This is a genomic window from Yersinia nurmii (assembly GCF_001112925.1).
GTDB lineage: Bacteria > Pseudomonadota > Gammaproteobacteria > Enterobacterales > Enterobacteriaceae > Yersinia > Yersinia nurmii.
In genome coordinates, this window is the sequence record NZ_CPYD01000007.1 from 198,043 (window position 1) to 214,082 (window position 16,040).

The following is a 16,040-nucleotide window of genomic DNA, read 5'->3' on the forward strand; positions in this document are numbered from 1 at the left end:
AGTGCTGCGTTATTCTGACTTACCTTTTTGGATAAAAGGCGTGAGTTGCTTTGACATCCAGTCGGCAATAAACGGCTGCGCCTCGGCGTTAGGATGCAAGCTATCGTCCTGCATCCATTCAGGTTTTATCGCTACTTGCTCCATAAAGAAAGGGAGTAGAGGAATGTCGGCCTGCTGTGCTATTGCCGGATACAGCGCGGCGAATGACTCGGTATAGCGGCGACCATAATTTGGTGGAATGCGGATTTGCATTAACAAGGGTTGAGCATCGGCCTGTTTAACCAGACTGATGATTTGCGCTAAATCCCGTTGAATATCCTGCGGGGGAAATCCGCGTAGCCCGTCATTGGCACCTAATTCAATCAATACCCAGCGGGGCTGATGTTGTGCCAACAGTGCGGGAAGCCGTGCCAGACCTTGCGCGGCTGTGTCGCCACTGATACTGGCGTTGACGACTTTAGGATGAGCTGGCAGCGATTGCCATTGCTTGTCCAGACGGGTAGCCCAGGCTTCGGCAATGGGCAGGCGATAGCCGGCGCTTAAACTGTCGCCCAAAATCAATAATGTATCGTTTGCAGCAGCGCGCAGACTGAATAATCCCAACAGCAGAAGGAAGGGAAGATGCCAGCGGAAAACGTTCTTGAAGTTCATCATCTTAATAAACACGTCGGTCAGGGTGAGCATCAGCTTTCCATCCTTACCGGAGTTGAGCTGGTTGTCAAACCCGCGCAGACAATTGCCCTGATTGGCGAGTCTGGCTCTGGTAAATCGACCCTACTGGGAATTCTGGCAGGTTTGGATGATGGCAGCAGCGGCGAAGTCAGCCTGTTGGGGCAATCTTTGACAGCAATGGATGAGGAAGGACGTGCGCAATTACGGGCGAAAAACGTCGGATTTGTTTTCCAGTCATTTATGCTAGTGCCCACGTTGAACACGCTGGAAAACGTTCAATTACCTGCGTTATTGCGTGGGGATAGCGATCGTCAGAGCAAAGCCCAAGCCACGGAGTTATTGCAGCAATTGGGGCTGGGGGAACGTCTGCACCATCTGCCTGCTCAGCTTTCCGGTGGAGAACAGCAGCGTGTTGCACTGGCTCGGGCATTTAGTGGTCGTCCACGGGTATTGTTTGCCGATGAACCAACGGGAAATTTGGATCGTCAAACTGGCGACCGCATTGCCGATCTGTTGTTTTCTTTGAATCGCGATTACGACACCACCCTGATTTTGGTCACGCATGATGAACAACTGGCGGCGCGCTGCCAGCGGCGTTTGCGCCTGCGGGATGGCAAGCTGTGGGAGGAAGCATGATTTGGCGTTGGTTTTGGCGCGAATGGCGCTCGCCGTCCTTATTAATTGTCTGGTTAGCGTTGACTCTGGCCGTCGCCTGCGTGTTGGCGTTGGGCAGCATCAGCGACCGAATGGAGAAGGGCCTCAGCCAGCAAAGCCGTGATTTTCTGGCGGGAGATCGGGTATTGAGCGCTTCTCGCCCAGTATCGGAGGGGTGGTTGTTAGATGCCGAGCAGCAAGGGCTAACTCTCAGTCGCCAACTGTCGTTTACCACCATGACTTACGCCGGTGATAGACCGCAATTGGCGGATGTGAAGGCTACGGACAGCGCTTATCCGTTATACGGCACGCTGAAAACCCGGCCGGAGAATGCGCGGCTGGAACCGGGCACCGTGTTGGTGGCTCCGCGCCTGCTAACGTTATTGGGCGTTAACGTTGGCGATAGGCTGGAGGTGGGGGATGCGTCGCTGCGTATTGTCGGGGAAGTGCTGGAGGAACCAGACGCCGGATTCAATCCTTTCCAGACCGCGCCGCGCATTTTGATTAATCTGGCTGATGTGGAAAAAACCGGCGCAGTGCAGCCGGGCAGCCGTTTGACCTATCGCTATATGTTTGCGGGCTCGCCGGATAGCATTCAGCGCTTCGGCGATCAGATAAAACCGGAACTGCAGCCGGATCAACGTTGGTACGGTTTACAGGAATCTGGCGGCGCATTGGGGAAATCCTTACAACGCTCGCAGCAATTTTTACTGTTATCGGCGTTGTTGACACTGTTACTTTCCATTGCCGCCGTTGCGGTCGCGATGGGGCATTATTGCCGTAGCCGCTATGATTTGGTGGCGGTACTGAAAACGCTGGGGGCGGGCAAGGCCGCGCTGAGAAAACTGATTGTCGGCCAATGGTTATCGGTACTGATGCTGGCGGCATTGTGCGGTAGCGCGGTGGGGTTGCTATTTGAAAGACTGCTGATTTCCATGTTGGCGCCGGTGCTGCCTGCGGCATTACCCGCAGCCGGGCTCTGGCCGTGGCTGTGGTCGATAGGCTCCCTGATTCTGATTTCCCTGCTGGTGGGGGTGCGCCCCTATCGTCAGTTATTAGCGACTCAGCCGTTACGCGTGTTACGACGAGATGTGGCGGCAAATGTCTGGCCGCTGCGCTATTTCATCCCGTTAATGTTATTAGCGGTGATCGGGGTGCTGGCGCTGTTAATGGGCGGCAATACCTTGCTGTGGGCGATTTTGGGCGGCTTACTGGTGTTGTCACTGTTATTGGGTTGTATCGGTTGGGGCAGCCTATTAATGCTGCGTCGACTAACGGTGACGCGCTTGCCACTGCGTTTGGCGATCAATCGCCTACTGCGTCAGCCTTGGATGACATTGACCCAACTGGCGGCATTTTCGCTATCGTTTATGTTGTTGGCGCTGTTATTGGTACTGCGCGGTGATCTGCTGGATCGCTGGCAGCAGCAATTACCGCCGGACAGCCCCAACTATTTCCTGTTGAATATGACGAAGGAGCAAGTGCCGCAGGTTAGCACTTTTCTTAATCAGCACCAGATTACGCCAACCACGTTCTATCCGATTGTGCGGGTGCGCCTGACGGAAATTAACCAGCAGCAAGCGACCGAACGGGTGCATGAAAACGATCCGGGAGGGGAAGCGGTCAATCGAGAGCTTAATCTGACCTGGTTACAGGATTTACCGTCTCATAATCAGTTAACTGATGGGCAGTGGCCGCCAAAAGCGGATGAAGTGTCGATGGAGCAGGGTGTAGCCGAGCGGCTTGGTATCAATCTGGGTGACACCTTAACCTTCAGCGGTGATACTCAGTCGTTTTCGGCCAAAGTGAGCAGTATTCGCAAAGTCGATTGGGAAAGTTTACGGCCTAATTTCTACTTTATTTTCCCGCCGGGTGCCTTGGATAAACAGCCCCAAACCTGGCTAACCAGCTTCCGTTATAACGGTGACGACCAGTTATTGACTCAATTGAACCGCCAGTTCCCAACGTTAAGCTTGCTGGATATTGGCTCGATGTTGAAACAGGTCGGCCAAGTATTGCAACAGGTGAGTCGAGCGTTGGAAGTCATGGTGGTGCTGGTCATGATTTGTGGCACTTTGCTGCTATTCGCGCAGGTTCAGGTGGGAATGCGCCAGAGGCGCCAGGAACTGGTGGTTTACCGTACTTTAGGCGCGGGTAAGCGCTTGCTACGGGGGACATTATGGTGCGAATTTGCTCTGCTGGGGCTGGTGGCGGGCATCGCTGCCGCTATAGGTGCCGAAGCTTCACTCTGGGCATTGCAACGGTTGGTATTTGATTTCCCGTGGCAGCCTAACTGGATTTTGTGGTGGATGTTGCCGTTGCTTGGCGCATTGTTATTGTCTCTATGCGGCGGCTGGCTGGGCGCTCGTTTGCTACGCGGAAAGGCTTTATTCCGCAGCTACGAGGAAGGCTAAACATCAGTTATAAACACCGGTTAGATGATAAAGAAAAGGGCAGCTATTGGCTGCCCTGATTATAATAACTGACTCTGTGATAAAACCGAGGCGTTTATGGCGTCTCCATTAATGCTTATCCCAGTTTTTTCTGCGCCCAACGCAGGCTGCTTTGATATTCGTCAGGCAGCAAGGGGGACAACGAGTTCAACGTTTCGGCTAATTGTCTTGCCGACGGATCGTTGAGATTCAAATGCCCGACTTTACGCCCATCACGCACTTCTTTTTCGTACCAATGCAGATGAACCAGAGGCTGTGAAAGCCATGCCAAATTAACGGCCGTGCCGATGAGATTCACCATGACTGAAGGGGTGCTAACCACCGGTTTTGGCAGTGGTAAATCCAGAATAGCGCGCAGATGCAATTCAAACTGGCTGATGGATGCACCATTTTGCGTCCAGTGACCGCTGTTGTGTACGCGGGGAGCCAGCTCGTTGATTAGCAGATTATTGCCGACGATAAAGCATTCCATCGCCATCACGCCCACATAATCCAGCTCATTCATAATGGCGGACAACATGCTTTCTGCCTGAGCCTGCAATTTGGCATCTGGTTGCGGTAAAGCTACGCTGATACGCAAAATACCGTCTTCATGCAGATTATGGGTTAGCGGATAAAAAACCGTTTTCCCGTCATGGCTACGTGCGCCAATCAGAGAAACTTCACCCGAAAAATTAATACCTTGCTCGACGATGCACTCACCGTAGGCGTCCGCAGGCAGGCTATCTTGCTCACCGGGACGTAAACGCCACTGCCCGCGTCCGTCATAACCGCCGACGCGACGTTTAACAATGACCAGTTCGCCCAGAGAAGCAAAAACCTGCTGCCACTGTTCGGCATCGGCGAGTAATTGCCAAGGCGCGGTGGCTAAATTCAGGCTATCTAACAGTTTTTTTTGCGTCAGGCGATCGGCCAAACGCGGGAAAATATCGCGGTTAACGAAGGCGTTGTGAGTAGCCAGTTCGCGAGTCAGTGCGGTTTCCGGCCAGCGCTCAATTTCAGCGGTAATCACACTATTCTGATAAGGCACGGCTTCGGGTTCTGCGTCCAATCCTACTGGATAAACTGCGATTCCCAGCGGCTCTCCGGCCTGACGCAGCATGCGCCCCAACTGACCGTTACCTAATACGCAAACTGGCTTCATACACCCTCCCGCGGATCGGGATTATTCAGCACTTCATCAGTTTGGCTTTGACGCCACGCTGCCAGACGCCCAGCGAGAGCTTTATCGTGCAGCGCTAAAATCTGTGCTGCCAGCAGTGCCGCGTTGGCTGCGCCTGCTTTGCCAATCGCCAGAGTCCCCACAGGGATACCGCGCGGCATTTGCACAATCGAGTAAAGGCTGTCTACGCCGCTCAGCGCTGCACTTTGTACCGGCACGCCCAGCACCGGCACCAGCGTTTTTGCCGCCAGCATACCCGGAAGATGGGCTGCCCCGCCGGCACCGGCAATGATCACATCCAGTCCATTAGCGTCTGCCTGTTCGGCAAAACTGAATAATTTATCCGGCGTACGGTGAGCGGAAACCACTTCCACATGGAAAGGGACATCCAATTCGGTGAGCACGTCAGCAGCGAACTGCATGGTGGCCCAGTCACTTTTAGACCCCATAACTATTGCGATTTTAACCCCGGCTGCGATAGCCGAATCGAGGTTGGCTCCCATGGGTGTAAAGCTCCTGTGATTGTGCAAGCGTCGGCCAGAGCGAATTGTGTCTGGCGAAGAGGGCGTAGAGCATACCATGAGCTACAGGCAAGGAAAACGGTTGCGTAGCTGGTTTTTGTACGAAAAAACAGGATTTTTCAGGATTGGGCAGTAAGGGTTAAAATGGGAATTCGATCAGCTCGATGGCTTCAGGGGTGACGCAAATCATCGACCCTTCCACATGCCAGGCACCCAATACGGCGCGATGCACGGTTTTATCTGCCAATTTAAGGGGATGAATTGCTGGACGATGTGTATGACCGTGAATCATCCACTCTACGCCATTGCGTTGGAAAGCCTCAATCACCGCTGCGTTATTCACATCCATGATGGCTTCGGATTTGCCTTTATTATTCTGTTGGCTGCTTTTCCGCATGGACGCGGCAATGCGTAAACGCCAAGAAAGGGGTAAGGACAGGAATAACCATTGGATAATGGGATTGTGAACCCGGCGACGAAAATGCTGATAATCCGCATCGTCTGTGCATAACGTATCGCCATGCAAGATTAAAATCTTGCGGCCATATAGATCGAGAGTTTGTTCTTCTGGTAGCAGTGTCATACCGCTTTCGGCAGCAAAACGTTTTCCAACTAAAAAATCACGGTTACCGTGAATAAAGTAGCAGGGAATTCCCCGATGGTGCAGGTCTTTCAGGGCGCTGGCGACCTGACGATACAGCGGCTGCGGATCGTCATCACCAATCCACGCTTCAAATAGATCGCCGAGGATATATAAAGCGTCGGCGTGAATGGCTTCGCGCTGTAAAAAACGCAGAAAACCGGCAGTAATTGCCGGTTCCTGAACGCTAAGATGCAGATCTGCTATAAAAAGCGTGCGCATTCCGTCGCAATTACTCGCTAACGGTAACGCTTTTGATGATCACATCTTCTTTTGGAACGTCCTGATGCATGCCGCTACGGCCAGTTGCAACGCTTTTGATTTTATCAACAACGTCCATACCTTCGACCACTTCAGCGAATACACAGTAGCCCCAGCCGTCAGCGCGCTCTGAACGGAAGTTCAGGAAGTCGTTGTCAGCTACGTTAATGAAGAACTGAGCGGTAGCAGAGTGCGGATCGTTAGTACGCGCCATTGCCAAAGTACCACGGGTGTTTTTCAGTCCGTTGTTCGCTTCATTCTTAATTTGCGCACCCGTTTCTTTCTGGTTCATGCCTGGCTCAAAACCGCCGCCCTGAATCATGAAACCATCGATAACACGGTGGAAAATAGTGTTGTCGTAGAAACCTTTACGGCAGTAATTCAGGAAGTTTTCAACGGTAGCCGGCGCTTTGTCAGCGAAAGTGTTGATGACGATATCGCCGTGATTAGTATGAAAAGTAACCATAATAATATTCCTGCTAGTGTAATATGTGGAATCACAAAGTGAGTCGCTACTCTTTAGACGGCTCTTATAACACATCTGCCGGATTGAGTCAGTATTCGCGCCTTTCCACCGCGTTCTGGCAAGGAGAGGCGGAAAGCATGAGTGGGGTAATGTGGCTGATTAATAAAGCGCTTTACAACCGAATAAATTCGCCCCTTTCATCCGCGCTTTTTATCATCACCTTTAATCGTAAAACCGCTTAAAATTGCGTTATTCAGTAGGTTTTACCGATGGCTGACCTTGCAATGCAATAAGGATCGCGTTTCAATATATCCTTGGGTTATTTAAGCGCCCATTTTTGGTAATATCCTGTTTATATTCACGCGTACGCGCCTAGCAAAAAACCACGGAATGTCCCGATGCTAAAGATTTTTAATACACTGAGTCGCCAAAAAGAGGAATTCAAGCCTATCCATGCCGGGAAAGTTGGCATGTACGTGTGCGGGATCACCATCTATGACCTGTGTCACATTGGGCATGGTCGTACTTTTGTTGCCTTCGATGTTGTTGCGCGTTATCTGCGTTATTTGGGCTATTCCCTGACTTATGTCCGCAATGTCACCGACGTTGATGACAAAATCATTAAACGCGCGGCAGAAAATAATGAAACCTGCGATCAGCTGACTTCCCGCATGTTAGCTGAAATGCATAAAGATTTTGATGCGCTGAATCTTGAGCGCCCGGATCTGGAGCCGCGTGCCACTCACCATATCACTGAAATCATTGAACTGGCGCAGCGCCTGATCGAGCGCGACCATGCCTACGTCGCGTCAAACGGTGATGTGATGTTCGCGGTAGATAGCGATCCGGATTACGGTTTATTGTCTCGTCAGGATTTGGAACAGCTTCAGGCTGGCGCACGGGTCGAAATTGCCGATGTGAAACGTAATCCAATGGATTTCGTGCTGTGGAAAATGTCCAAGCCGGGTGAACCAAGCTGGGAATCACCTTGGGGGCCGGGGCGTCCGGGCTGGCACATTGAATGTTCCGCGATGAACGGTAAGCAGTTGGGCGCGCATTTTGATATTCACGGCGGCGGTTCTGATTTGATGTTCCCGCACCATGAAAATGAAATTGCTCAGTCCACCTGCGCCCATGATGGCCCTTACGTCAACTACTGGATGCATTCCGGTATGGTGATGATCGACAAAGAAAAAATGTCGAAATCGCTGAACAACTTCTTCACTATTCGCGATGTTTTGGCGTATTACGATGCGGAAACCGTACGCTATTTCCTGATGTCTGGTCACTATCGTAGCCAGTTGAACTACAGCGAAGAGAACCTGAAACAGGCTCGTGCCTCTCTAGAGCGTTTGTACACCGCTCTGCGTGGTACCGATGCTAGCGCCATGCCAGCCGGCGGTTCTGAGTTTGAAACCCGTTTCTGTGAAGCAATGGACGATGATTTCAATACGCCTGAAGCTTATTCCGTTCTGTTTGATATGGCTCGTGAAGTCAATCGTCTGAAAGCGGAGGATATGGCAGCGGCCAACGGTCTGGCGGCAGAACTGCGCAAACTTGCACATGTTCTCGGATTATTGGAGCAAGAACCGGAGCAATTTCTGCAAAGTGGCGCGCAGAGTAATGATGATGAAGTGACCAAAATTGAAGCGCTGATTAAACAGCGGAACGATGCTCGCGCCAGTAAAGACTGGGCAATGGCAGATTCAGCTCGCGATCAGCTCAACGAAATGGGCATCGTGCTGGAAGATGGGCCGCAGGGCACCAGTTGGCGTCGTAAGTAGCAGATAAGTGGTTTTGATTTGATGTAAACGGAGGGTTCCCATCTTTTAAGATGTGGAATCTTGCGGAATAACCTTGAGTCGCGGTAATAAAAATATCAAAGAAAACATTGCGGTGCTGATAGCTATCAGTAACCGCAATGTTCTTTATGAAGCTTAGGCTTTAACCTGTACGGTCATCCCCTGAAACTCCACGATTTGGTCTGCCAGAATTTTGCAGCGCTTACGCGTTTCTACTTTTCCGTCAACTTTGACCAGACCATCGGCAATCACCATTTTTGCTGATGCGCCACTGTCGCTCCACCCTTGAAACTTCAACAGATCGCACAGTTCAACATGAGGGTGATTTTCCAACTGAAAGATTTCCATTACTATCCTTTAAATCAATTTGTGTTGATGTCGTGATATTCCTCGCAGGCTTGCAAGGTATTTTGAATCAGAGTTGCTACGGTCATTGGCCCGACACCGCCGGGAACCGGAGTGATCCAGCCAGCGCGTTCAACGGCAACATCAAACTCTACGTCACCCACTACTTTACCACTTTCCAGACGGTTGATACCGACATCAATGACGATCGCCCCTGGTTTAATCCAGTCACCCGGAATAAAGCCCGGTTTACCGACCGCAACAACCAGCAAATCGGCACGTTCGACGTGTGAGCGCAGATCCTGAGTAAAGCGGTGAGTGACGGTAGTGGTACAGCCGGCCAGCAGTAGCTCAAGGCTCATAGGACGACCGACGATATTGGATGCGCCCACCACAACGGCATTCAGACCGTAAGTGTTGATGCCGCTACGCTCAAGCAGAGTAACGATACCGCGTGGCGTACAAGGGCGCAGTTTTGGCGCACGCTGGCATAGGCGGCCTACGTTATAAGGATGGAATCCATCCACGTCCTTATCAGGATTAATGCGTTCCAGTACTTTTACGTTGTCGATACCGGCAGGTAACGGCAATTGAACCAAAATGCCGTCAATCTTTGGATCTTGGTTCAGCGTATCAATTAAAGCCAGCAGTTCGGCTTCTGAAGTGCTGGCGGGCATATCGTATGAACGAGAAAGGAATCCCACTTCCTCACAGGCTTTGCGCTTACTGCCGACATAAATCTGTGAGGCTGGGTTTTCACCAACCAACACTACCGCAAGGCCGGGGGCGCGTTTACCTGCCGCCAAACGCTGTTGAACCAGTGCAGCAACTTCAGTCCTAACTTGCTGCGCAATCGTTTTACCGTCAATAATTTTTGCTGACATCAGTGGAGGAGTCCATCAATTAAAAAAGCGGGAATTCCTCTATTTTGTCAGAAGCGGGGCGTGCTGTCAGGCGTAGAATAACGAATAAATGTACAGGTGAGTGGTTGTAAGGCGAAAACCCATTGACTCACGGGTGTCTGCCCGTATAATCCAACTCCGCAACTGACCATCCGCAGCAAGTTATTCTGTGGAAAATCAACAATGCGCCCTTAGCTCAGTTGGATAGAGCAACGGCCTTCTAAGCCGTAGGTCACAGGTTCGAGCCCTGTAGGGCGTACCATTTCGAAGTCAACACACCTCTACTGAATTCGCTTTTTATCCTTTATATTCTCTTAAATTACTGAATTTTTCTGTCACGAACTCTACCGAGGTCAACTCAGTTATACCCAAATCAAGTGGTATCTGGGGGCCTTTGCGGGGGCTCATCTCGTTCAATGGAAATTAGGGGCCCCTTCATGCCACTAAATGCACGACAGATTGATACTGCAAAACTCAAAGAAAAAGAATACAAGCTCACCGATGGTGGTGGTCTGTATCTGTTGGTGAAGCCTAATGGGGCGAGATACTGGCGCTTGAAGTATCGTTTTTTTGGGGAAAGAGAAAAAGCTTTCTATCGGTGTTTATCCTGATATTTCTTTGGCTGATGCTCGCTTGAAGCGAGAGGAAGCACGGAAGATCATCGCTTTAGGCGGTGACCCTGGAGAGGAAAAGAAAGCAGAAAAACTGGCTCAAAAGGCCAATGTCGAAGACACCTTCAAGGCTATCGCACTGGAATGGCATGAGTACAAACGGCCTAACTGGTCGAAAGGCTATGCTGAAGTTCTGATGGAAGCATTCGAGAACGATATATTTCCTGATATTGGTAAGCGTCCCATTGCTGAGATCAAACCGCTCGAAGTGCTCAGCTCACTGCGTAAACTCGAAAAGCGGGGTGTGCTCGATAAGCTGCGTAAAATTCGCCAGGCCTGCAATCAGGTATTCCGCTATGCTATCGTCACCGGTCGGGCTGAAACTAACCCTGCCTCAGAGCTGGCAAGTGCGTTAACCCCGCCAAAATCTGTGCACTACCCTCATCTGTTAGCGGATGAACTTCCTGCTTTCTTAGAAGCTCTCGCCGCTTATTCGGGGAACCCAATAACTCGGCTAGCAACAAAGATTCTGATGCTAACAGGCGTTCGTACTATTGAACTCCGCATGGCTGAATGGAAAGAATTTGATTTCGCCAAGCGGGTTTGGGAAGTGCCGGTAGAAAGGATGAAGATGCGCCGCCCTCACCTTGTTCCACTATCTGATCAAGTTGTGGCTGCACTACGAGAGATCCAGGCAATTACGGGCCGTTATAACCTGGTTTTTCCTGGGCGCAACGACATCACCAAACCAATGAGCGAAGCGAGTATCAATCAGGTATTGAAAAGGATTGGGTATCATGGGAAGGCTACAGGACACGGCTTCCGGCACACGATGAGTACCATCCTGCATGAAAAAGGTTATAACACGGCATGGATCGAGCTACAGCTTGCGCATGTGGATAAGAACACTATTCGTGGCACATATAACCATGCGCAGTATCTGGAGCAGCGTAGGGAGATGTTGCAGTGGTATGGGGATTTTATCGATACTATTACCAAACCCAAGCTAAAGGATGTTTCATAGTAGGGTAATGGCACTTAGCCATCTTTATGGCTAAGTGCCATGTAGAAATGATTAACCAGAACGTTAAATACTTTGCATAAAAACCTGCGTCCTAACGAAGCTAATTTTATCGCTATAAGTGGAGATAGAAAGAAATGCGTTATGCCGTAATTAGGCACTCTATCTCCCTTAGACGCTGTCCACATTACGCGGATAGGATCAATTGCGAAGATGATGGAAGCTATTGGTCGAAGCCATCCTTTTCCTAGTGGACAGGTCATAAGGCACTCAAAGTAGGTAAGTATTCAATATGAATTAATCCTAGGAATTCGAGGGTTCCGCATTGGAACTATTTAAAGAGGGCATATTTTACGCTCTGGTGTAGTTGCAGAAGGACGAATATCATGTCCAAAACTTTTGGCGATGCTAATGCGTTTGGATGAGGAGGAAAGAATACCCTCCGGAAGGGAGTTAGTGATGAGTATTGCAGGTATACGCTCCAATCGTGGCGATGGGTATCAGATTCTGGTTGCGTTTGATTGGGCATTGACAGTATTGTCCGAGCAGGACTTTCAATGGATTGAGGTCGACTCAATAAACTACTCCGTTGATGATGTCGTTGTCGGTAAAGTTGACGGAGCTTTGATCGCCTGTCAGTGCAAAAAAATCAAACCGATTTCAAAGCCTGGACGATAGCTGATCTTGGCGATGAGCTGGACAAAGCCTTCCTTCTGCTGGCTAATAATCCGAAAGTTAATGTACGCTTCTATTCGAGAAATAACTTTGGCGACCTTGCAAAACTTAAAGAGCACAGTTCATCTCAACCAGACGAAAGTAGTTACCTACAAAGTTTAGGAAAAGCACAACAGATACTGGATAAAATCCTGTCGATACAATTGGCGAAAACTGCACTTAGTCTTTCAACGTTTGAATTCCTGCATCGAACCAATTTTGTGACCAGCGACGATCTGGATCAGATGGAACAGCAGTTACGGATACGTTTACGACACATGGTAAGCAACCCTGCCGCTGCTTTAATGCACTCTGGGTAAGTCTGGATAAACTTGGTGCGCGTATGGGAGATGGTGGTTTATCTACTGCTGTACAACATCGTTTGACAAAAGAGGACCTTCGAACCATTGTTCAGCAGTCCGGAGCAACTCTTGTTCCGCAAATGGATCTTACAAAGTTGCATCATTCTTTTGCCAGCACCTCTGCTATTGGTAGGTCGTGGCGACGAGATATTGGTGGACTGCGTATAGCCAATCCAGTCTTGGATGAACTACTTGTTGCTATTGATGCGCGAAAAAGCTCTATCCTGCTTACAGGACTCCCGGGCTCAGGAAAAACCTGTGTATTGCTTGAATTGCAGGAGGCTTTAGAAGAACGAGTAAAAAATCATTCGGACATTATCCCTCTCTTTATTCAGTCACGTGAGTTCGCTGACCTAGCTACACTAGAAGATCGTCAGGCTCAGGGTTTGTCACCACAGTGGGTGGAGGAATCTGCAAGACTAGCTGAAAACGCCCATGTGATAATCGTTATTGATTCTTTGGATGTATTGTCCATCGCCCGCGAACACCGTGTACTAAAGTATTTTCTTGCGCAGAACGATCGTGTGTTATTGATCCCTAATATCACTGTTGTTACCGCTTGCCGCGATTTCGATAGACATTACGACAGACAGATTGCTGAACGGCATTGGGATTGTGAATTAAAGTGTCAGTTACTTGACTTGACTGGGACGCTGAGATTGCACCATTACTCTATTCACTGGGAATTGCGACTACTAATATTGATACTGCAACTCGCGAGCTGATACGCAATCCGCGTGAGCTGGCATTATTCGTCGAGCTAGCCCTGCGAGATGGCAGTTTCAATGTGGTGACCAGTCAGGCATTGGCGCAACGCTATCTAAATACTATTGTGCTTGCCGAAAGTGAATTAGGAGATATTGCGATACAAGCAATTGAAACTATTGCTTCTGAAATGTTGAACTCGAGAAGTTTGGTAGTTCCAAATCAGCGCTTTCCTGCGTCTCAGGATATTCAGAGGAAACTATTCAGTTTAAATGTATTGCAGAAGACTCAGGATGGTAAGCTAACATTTGGTCATCAAACTTTGTTGGACGTACTTGTAATAAGCCAAGCCATACGGAATGGTGCTACATTGAGTGAGTTCATAAATGCCTTACCACCCGTTCCGTTTGTACGTCCCAGCATCCGCAGTTTTATCTCTCAATTGGCACAAGGCGAGCGCCGTGAATTCAGAAAACAACTCAGAGCAGTGTTAACTGGTAACTCAGCATTTCACATCAGACGTCTGGTAGCAGAATCATTTGCAGAACAAAATCCGCAGAATGAAGACTGGTTATTAATACGCGATTTGCGCGAAAAAAACCGTGATGTTTTTCAGGTGATTTATACCGCAGGCAGTTCTATTGAATGGCATTATTTCTGGATTAACTTCCTGATTCCTTATTTAAAAATGGTCCAGGATGTAGAAGGCATAGAGATGCATGTTCATCGTATTGTTCAATGGAATAATGTTGATACTGCTGGAGTGGTTTCATTTTGGATTGAAGCACTTGATCTTGATTGGTTTGATGGCAATAAAATTGCAGGTCAATTGGCTATGCACATGTCACAAATTAAGTCAAAAAATGTCAGCATTGCCGCTCTATTACTTGAACGGCTGCTTACTTTACCGCAATCGGAGCACAGTTTTCTTGGTCAGATTATTGCTAACTGTGTGATGGGTGGAGTCATTAATGATACTTTGCTGTGGCGTTATATAACAGATGACGTGAGTGAAGATGATTTACAACAGTACACATTCGCTAACAAGCTGCGGTGTCAAGCCCATGAGTTCGGGAACCGAAATGATAATTTTCTCCAGCAACGTATGCTGCAATCCAGTGTATTACTAGATCATGCTTTAGAATCAATAGAACATTGGAGCCTTGTTCAGGCATCACGTTTTGGAGATGCCCGCAAAGGTTACCGGCATGGCTTTTTGGGCGAAACCTCTTTCGAAGATACACATAGCCATAGGGATATGAAACATGCTGACAGTATGAACATACTACTTGACGCAATAGAGGTTAGCATCCTCCAGCATGCCAAAACAAACTCAGACTGGTGGCAAAAAAACCGTGAACGCATTTGTTTTAGCAATGAAGGCGCATTGTTCTACTTTGGCATAATTGCTTGTACTAAATTTCCTGAAACCAATATCGATGCAGTAGGCTCCATGTTGTGCGACCGAGAAATGCTTGAGTCTGAACTTACTTATGAATTAGGTGGGCTAATTCAATCAGCATTCAACTTGCTCTCTGCCCCTGCACAAGATGCAGTGGCAGCGGCTATTTTGACAGTCCACGATGAATATATTTTTAATGAGCACCCCTTGTGGAGATTAAAGGCGCAAGCAGAATTGATCGTACCAATTCCTAGCAATCTTCGTTTACCCGAACTACAAGTACTAGTAGATGAATATGAAAGAAAAGCTGGGGTATTAATCCGTCAACCTAACATCCACTCACAAGGTGGTACTGTTAGTGCCCCATTCTCATCTGAGGTTTTTCTTAGCATCAGCAATAGCGGAGTATTACAACTATTATCACATTATGATGGCCATACTCAACGGGACTGGGATGACTTTCTTATTGGTGGAGAAAGAGAGGTTGGCTGGCAATTACGCGAAGCTTCCTCCCGTCAATCTGCCCGATTCATAAATTTTTTATCTGATTCTTGGGCAACTATTTCTACAAAATTTCGCGATGATATTATGAATGGAGTCGCTACTTTTATGGCCCATCGTTATGGCAACTTAAATACCAACGCAAAATGGGAACCGCTGGAGGAGCCCAATGCTCCGATCCTTGTAAATCAGATTCTCGATGAACTGGAAAGACATCCGATGCAATGGCGATGCAACTACTCTTCAGCAAAAGCGATTGAAGCCTGCGCCAATGTCATACAGGACCCAAAAGCGGCAGAGCGACTAATATTTTTAGCTATAGGTTTTGCAGGACTTGATAAATTTGATCAAATTGAGGGGGATTCAGTCGATTTGATTTCAAAAGGCATTAATATGGAGAAGGGGAATATTGCTGAAGCCTTGATGATCTTGGCTAGTAATTTCCTTGAGCAAGGACATGAATTCCCTAGATTGCTTACACCTACGTTGCGCCGCTTTGCCAACGACGAACATCCTGCGATTCGAGCCTTGATTCTGCGTCGGTTACCATATTTGCAAAGCAAATCTTTCGATCTAGGTTGGGAGCTGTTCCATTTAGCCATGCATGACACTAATGGGCTTTGGCGAACCGCCGAAAGGTGCCTGTATTACGCTTACCATAGTCATTTTGAAATAGTAAAGCTTTTGCTGACCCGCCTCCACCGTGAGGGTATTGGTAAAGATCTGGAGACTTGGGGACGTATTTCATCTTTGGCTGTTATGACAGTGTAAGTATCCCAGCTTTAGTTCCACACACTTTTTGAGATTTCCGGTTTCTCAGCCATCAGCCGATATTCTTCCGGCGTC

General features: G+C 48.8%; 14 protein-coding genes, 1 tRNA gene and 1 pseudogene. 9 read left to right on the top strand and 7 right to left on the bottom strand.

Annotated features, from left to right (window positions below; translation table 11 throughout):
• Nucleotides 1-9: 9 nt before the first annotated feature.
• Complete coding sequence (gene tesA, locus AD970_RS10935; protein ID WP_049598664.1) at nt 10-651, bottom strand: multifunctional acyl-CoA thioesterase I/protease I/lysophospholipase L1; 642 nt, start codon at nt 649-651, stop codon at nt 10-12.
• On the opposite strand from tesA, the gene ybbA reads away from it, so the two are divergent.
• Together ybbA and ybbP are read left to right on the top strand one after the other, a co-directional pair.
• Nucleotides 622-1,308 (top strand): putative ABC transporter ATP-binding protein YbbA, encoded by a 687-nt coding sequence (gene ybbA, locus AD970_RS10940; protein WP_049598666.1) that lies wholly within the window; start codon nt 622-624, stop codon nt 1,306-1,308. The two genes, tesA and ybbA, sit on opposite strands and share 30 nt — an antisense overlap.
• Nucleotides 1,305-3,740, top strand: a complete 2,436-nt coding sequence (gene ybbP, locus AD970_RS10945) for a putative ABC transporter permease subunit YbbP (protein WP_049598668.1) — start codon at nt 1,305-1,307, stop codon at nt 3,738-3,740. Before ybbA ends, ybbP begins: the two co-directional genes overlap by 4 nt.
• A gap of 115 nt (nt 3,741-3,855) precedes the next feature.
• Here ybbP and purK read toward each other — a convergent pair whose 3' ends face one another.
• From purK to ppiB, 4 genes are all read right to left on the bottom strand, one after another.
• The gene (gene purK / locus AD970_RS10950; RefSeq protein WP_049598670.1) at nt 3,856-4,923 is read right to left on the bottom strand and encodes a 5-(carboxyamino)imidazole ribonucleotide synthase; all 1,068 of its coding nucleotides are present in this window, start codon (nt 4,921-4,923) and stop codon (nt 3,856-3,858) included.
• Entirely contained in the window at nt 4,920-5,444 is a 525-nt protein-coding gene (gene purE / locus AD970_RS10955) for a 5-(carboxyamino)imidazole ribonucleotide mutase (RefSeq protein ID WP_049598672.1), read from the bottom strand. Before purE ends, purK begins: the two co-directional genes overlap by 4 nt.
• A 157-nt stretch (nt 5,445-5,601) precedes the next feature.
• Nucleotides 5,602-6,324: a UDP-2,3-diacylglucosamine diphosphatase gene (locus AD970_RS10960; RefSeq protein ID WP_049598674.1), complete on the bottom strand. Its 723-nt coding sequence runs from the start codon at nt 6,322-6,324 to the stop codon at nt 5,602-5,604.
• A 10-nt stretch (nt 6,325-6,334) separates the two neighbouring features.
• Entirely contained in the window at nt 6,335-6,829 is a 495-nt protein-coding gene (ppiB, locus tag AD970_RS10965; RefSeq protein WP_049598676.1) for a peptidylprolyl isomerase B, read from the bottom strand.
• Nucleotides 6,830-7,227: 398 nt separating this feature from the next.
• Between ppiB and cysS the strand changes: the two genes are divergently transcribed.
• Nucleotides 7,228-8,613 (top strand): cysteine--tRNA ligase, encoded by a 1,386-nt coding sequence (cysS, locus tag AD970_RS10970; RefSeq protein ID WP_049598678.1) that lies wholly within the window; start codon nt 7,228-7,230, stop codon nt 8,611-8,613.
• 153 nt (nt 8,614-8,766) lie between these two features.
• Here cysS and ybcJ read toward each other — a convergent pair whose 3' ends face one another.
• On the bottom strand, nt 8,767-8,979 hold the full coding sequence (gene ybcJ, locus AD970_RS10975; RefSeq protein ID WP_049598680.1) for a ribosome-associated protein YbcJ: 213 nt from the start codon (nt 8,977-8,979) through the stop codon (nt 8,767-8,769).
• A gap of 14 nt (nt 8,980-8,993) precedes the next feature.
• Nucleotides 8,994-9,860, bottom strand: coding sequence for a bifunctional methylenetetrahydrofolate dehydrogenase/methenyltetrahydrofolate cyclohydrolase FolD (gene folD, locus AD970_RS10980; RefSeq protein WP_049598684.1), 867 nt, complete (start codon nt 9,858-9,860; stop codon nt 8,994-8,996).
• Between the two features lie 203 nt (nt 9,861-10,063).
• On the opposite strand from folD, the gene AD970_RS10985 reads away from it, so the two are divergent.
• The 6 genes and pseudogenes from AD970_RS10985 to AD970_RS20155 all read left to right on the top strand — a co-directional run bounded on the left by AD970_RS10985 (nt 10,064) and on the right by AD970_RS20155 (nt 15,965).
• Nucleotides 10,064-10,140: transfer RNA gene (locus tag AD970_RS10985), tRNA-Arg, on the top strand.
• Nucleotides 10,141-10,315: 175 nt separating this feature from the next.
• Nucleotides 10,316-11,513, top strand: a pseudogene (locus AD970_RS10990) (tyrosine-type recombinase/integrase).
• Nucleotides 11,514-11,969: 456 nt separating this feature from the next.
• On the top strand, nt 11,970-12,188 hold the full coding sequence (locus tag AD970_RS20140) for a hypothetical protein (RefSeq protein ID WP_049598725.1): 219 nt from the start codon (nt 11,970-11,972) through the stop codon (nt 12,186-12,188).
• Nucleotides 12,149-12,544: a hypothetical protein gene (locus AD970_RS20145; protein WP_049598686.1), complete on the top strand. Its 396-nt coding sequence runs from the start codon at nt 12,149-12,151 to the stop codon at nt 12,542-12,544. The genes AD970_RS20140 and AD970_RS20145 overlap by 40 nt, the downstream gene beginning before the upstream one ends.
• Before the next feature lie 23 nt (nt 12,545-12,567).
• Nucleotides 12,568-13,311 carry an AAA family ATPase gene (locus AD970_RS20150; RefSeq protein ID WP_049598688.1) on the top strand — a complete coding sequence of 248 codons (744 nt, stop codon included), beginning with the start codon at nt 12,568-12,570 and terminating at the stop codon, nt 13,309-13,311.
• 62 nt (nt 13,312-13,373) lie between these two features.
• Entirely contained in the window at nt 13,374-15,965 is a 2,592-nt protein-coding gene (locus tag AD970_RS20155) for a hypothetical protein (protein WP_049598690.1), read from the top strand.
• The last annotated feature ends 75 nt before the right edge of the window (nt 15,966-16,040 follow it).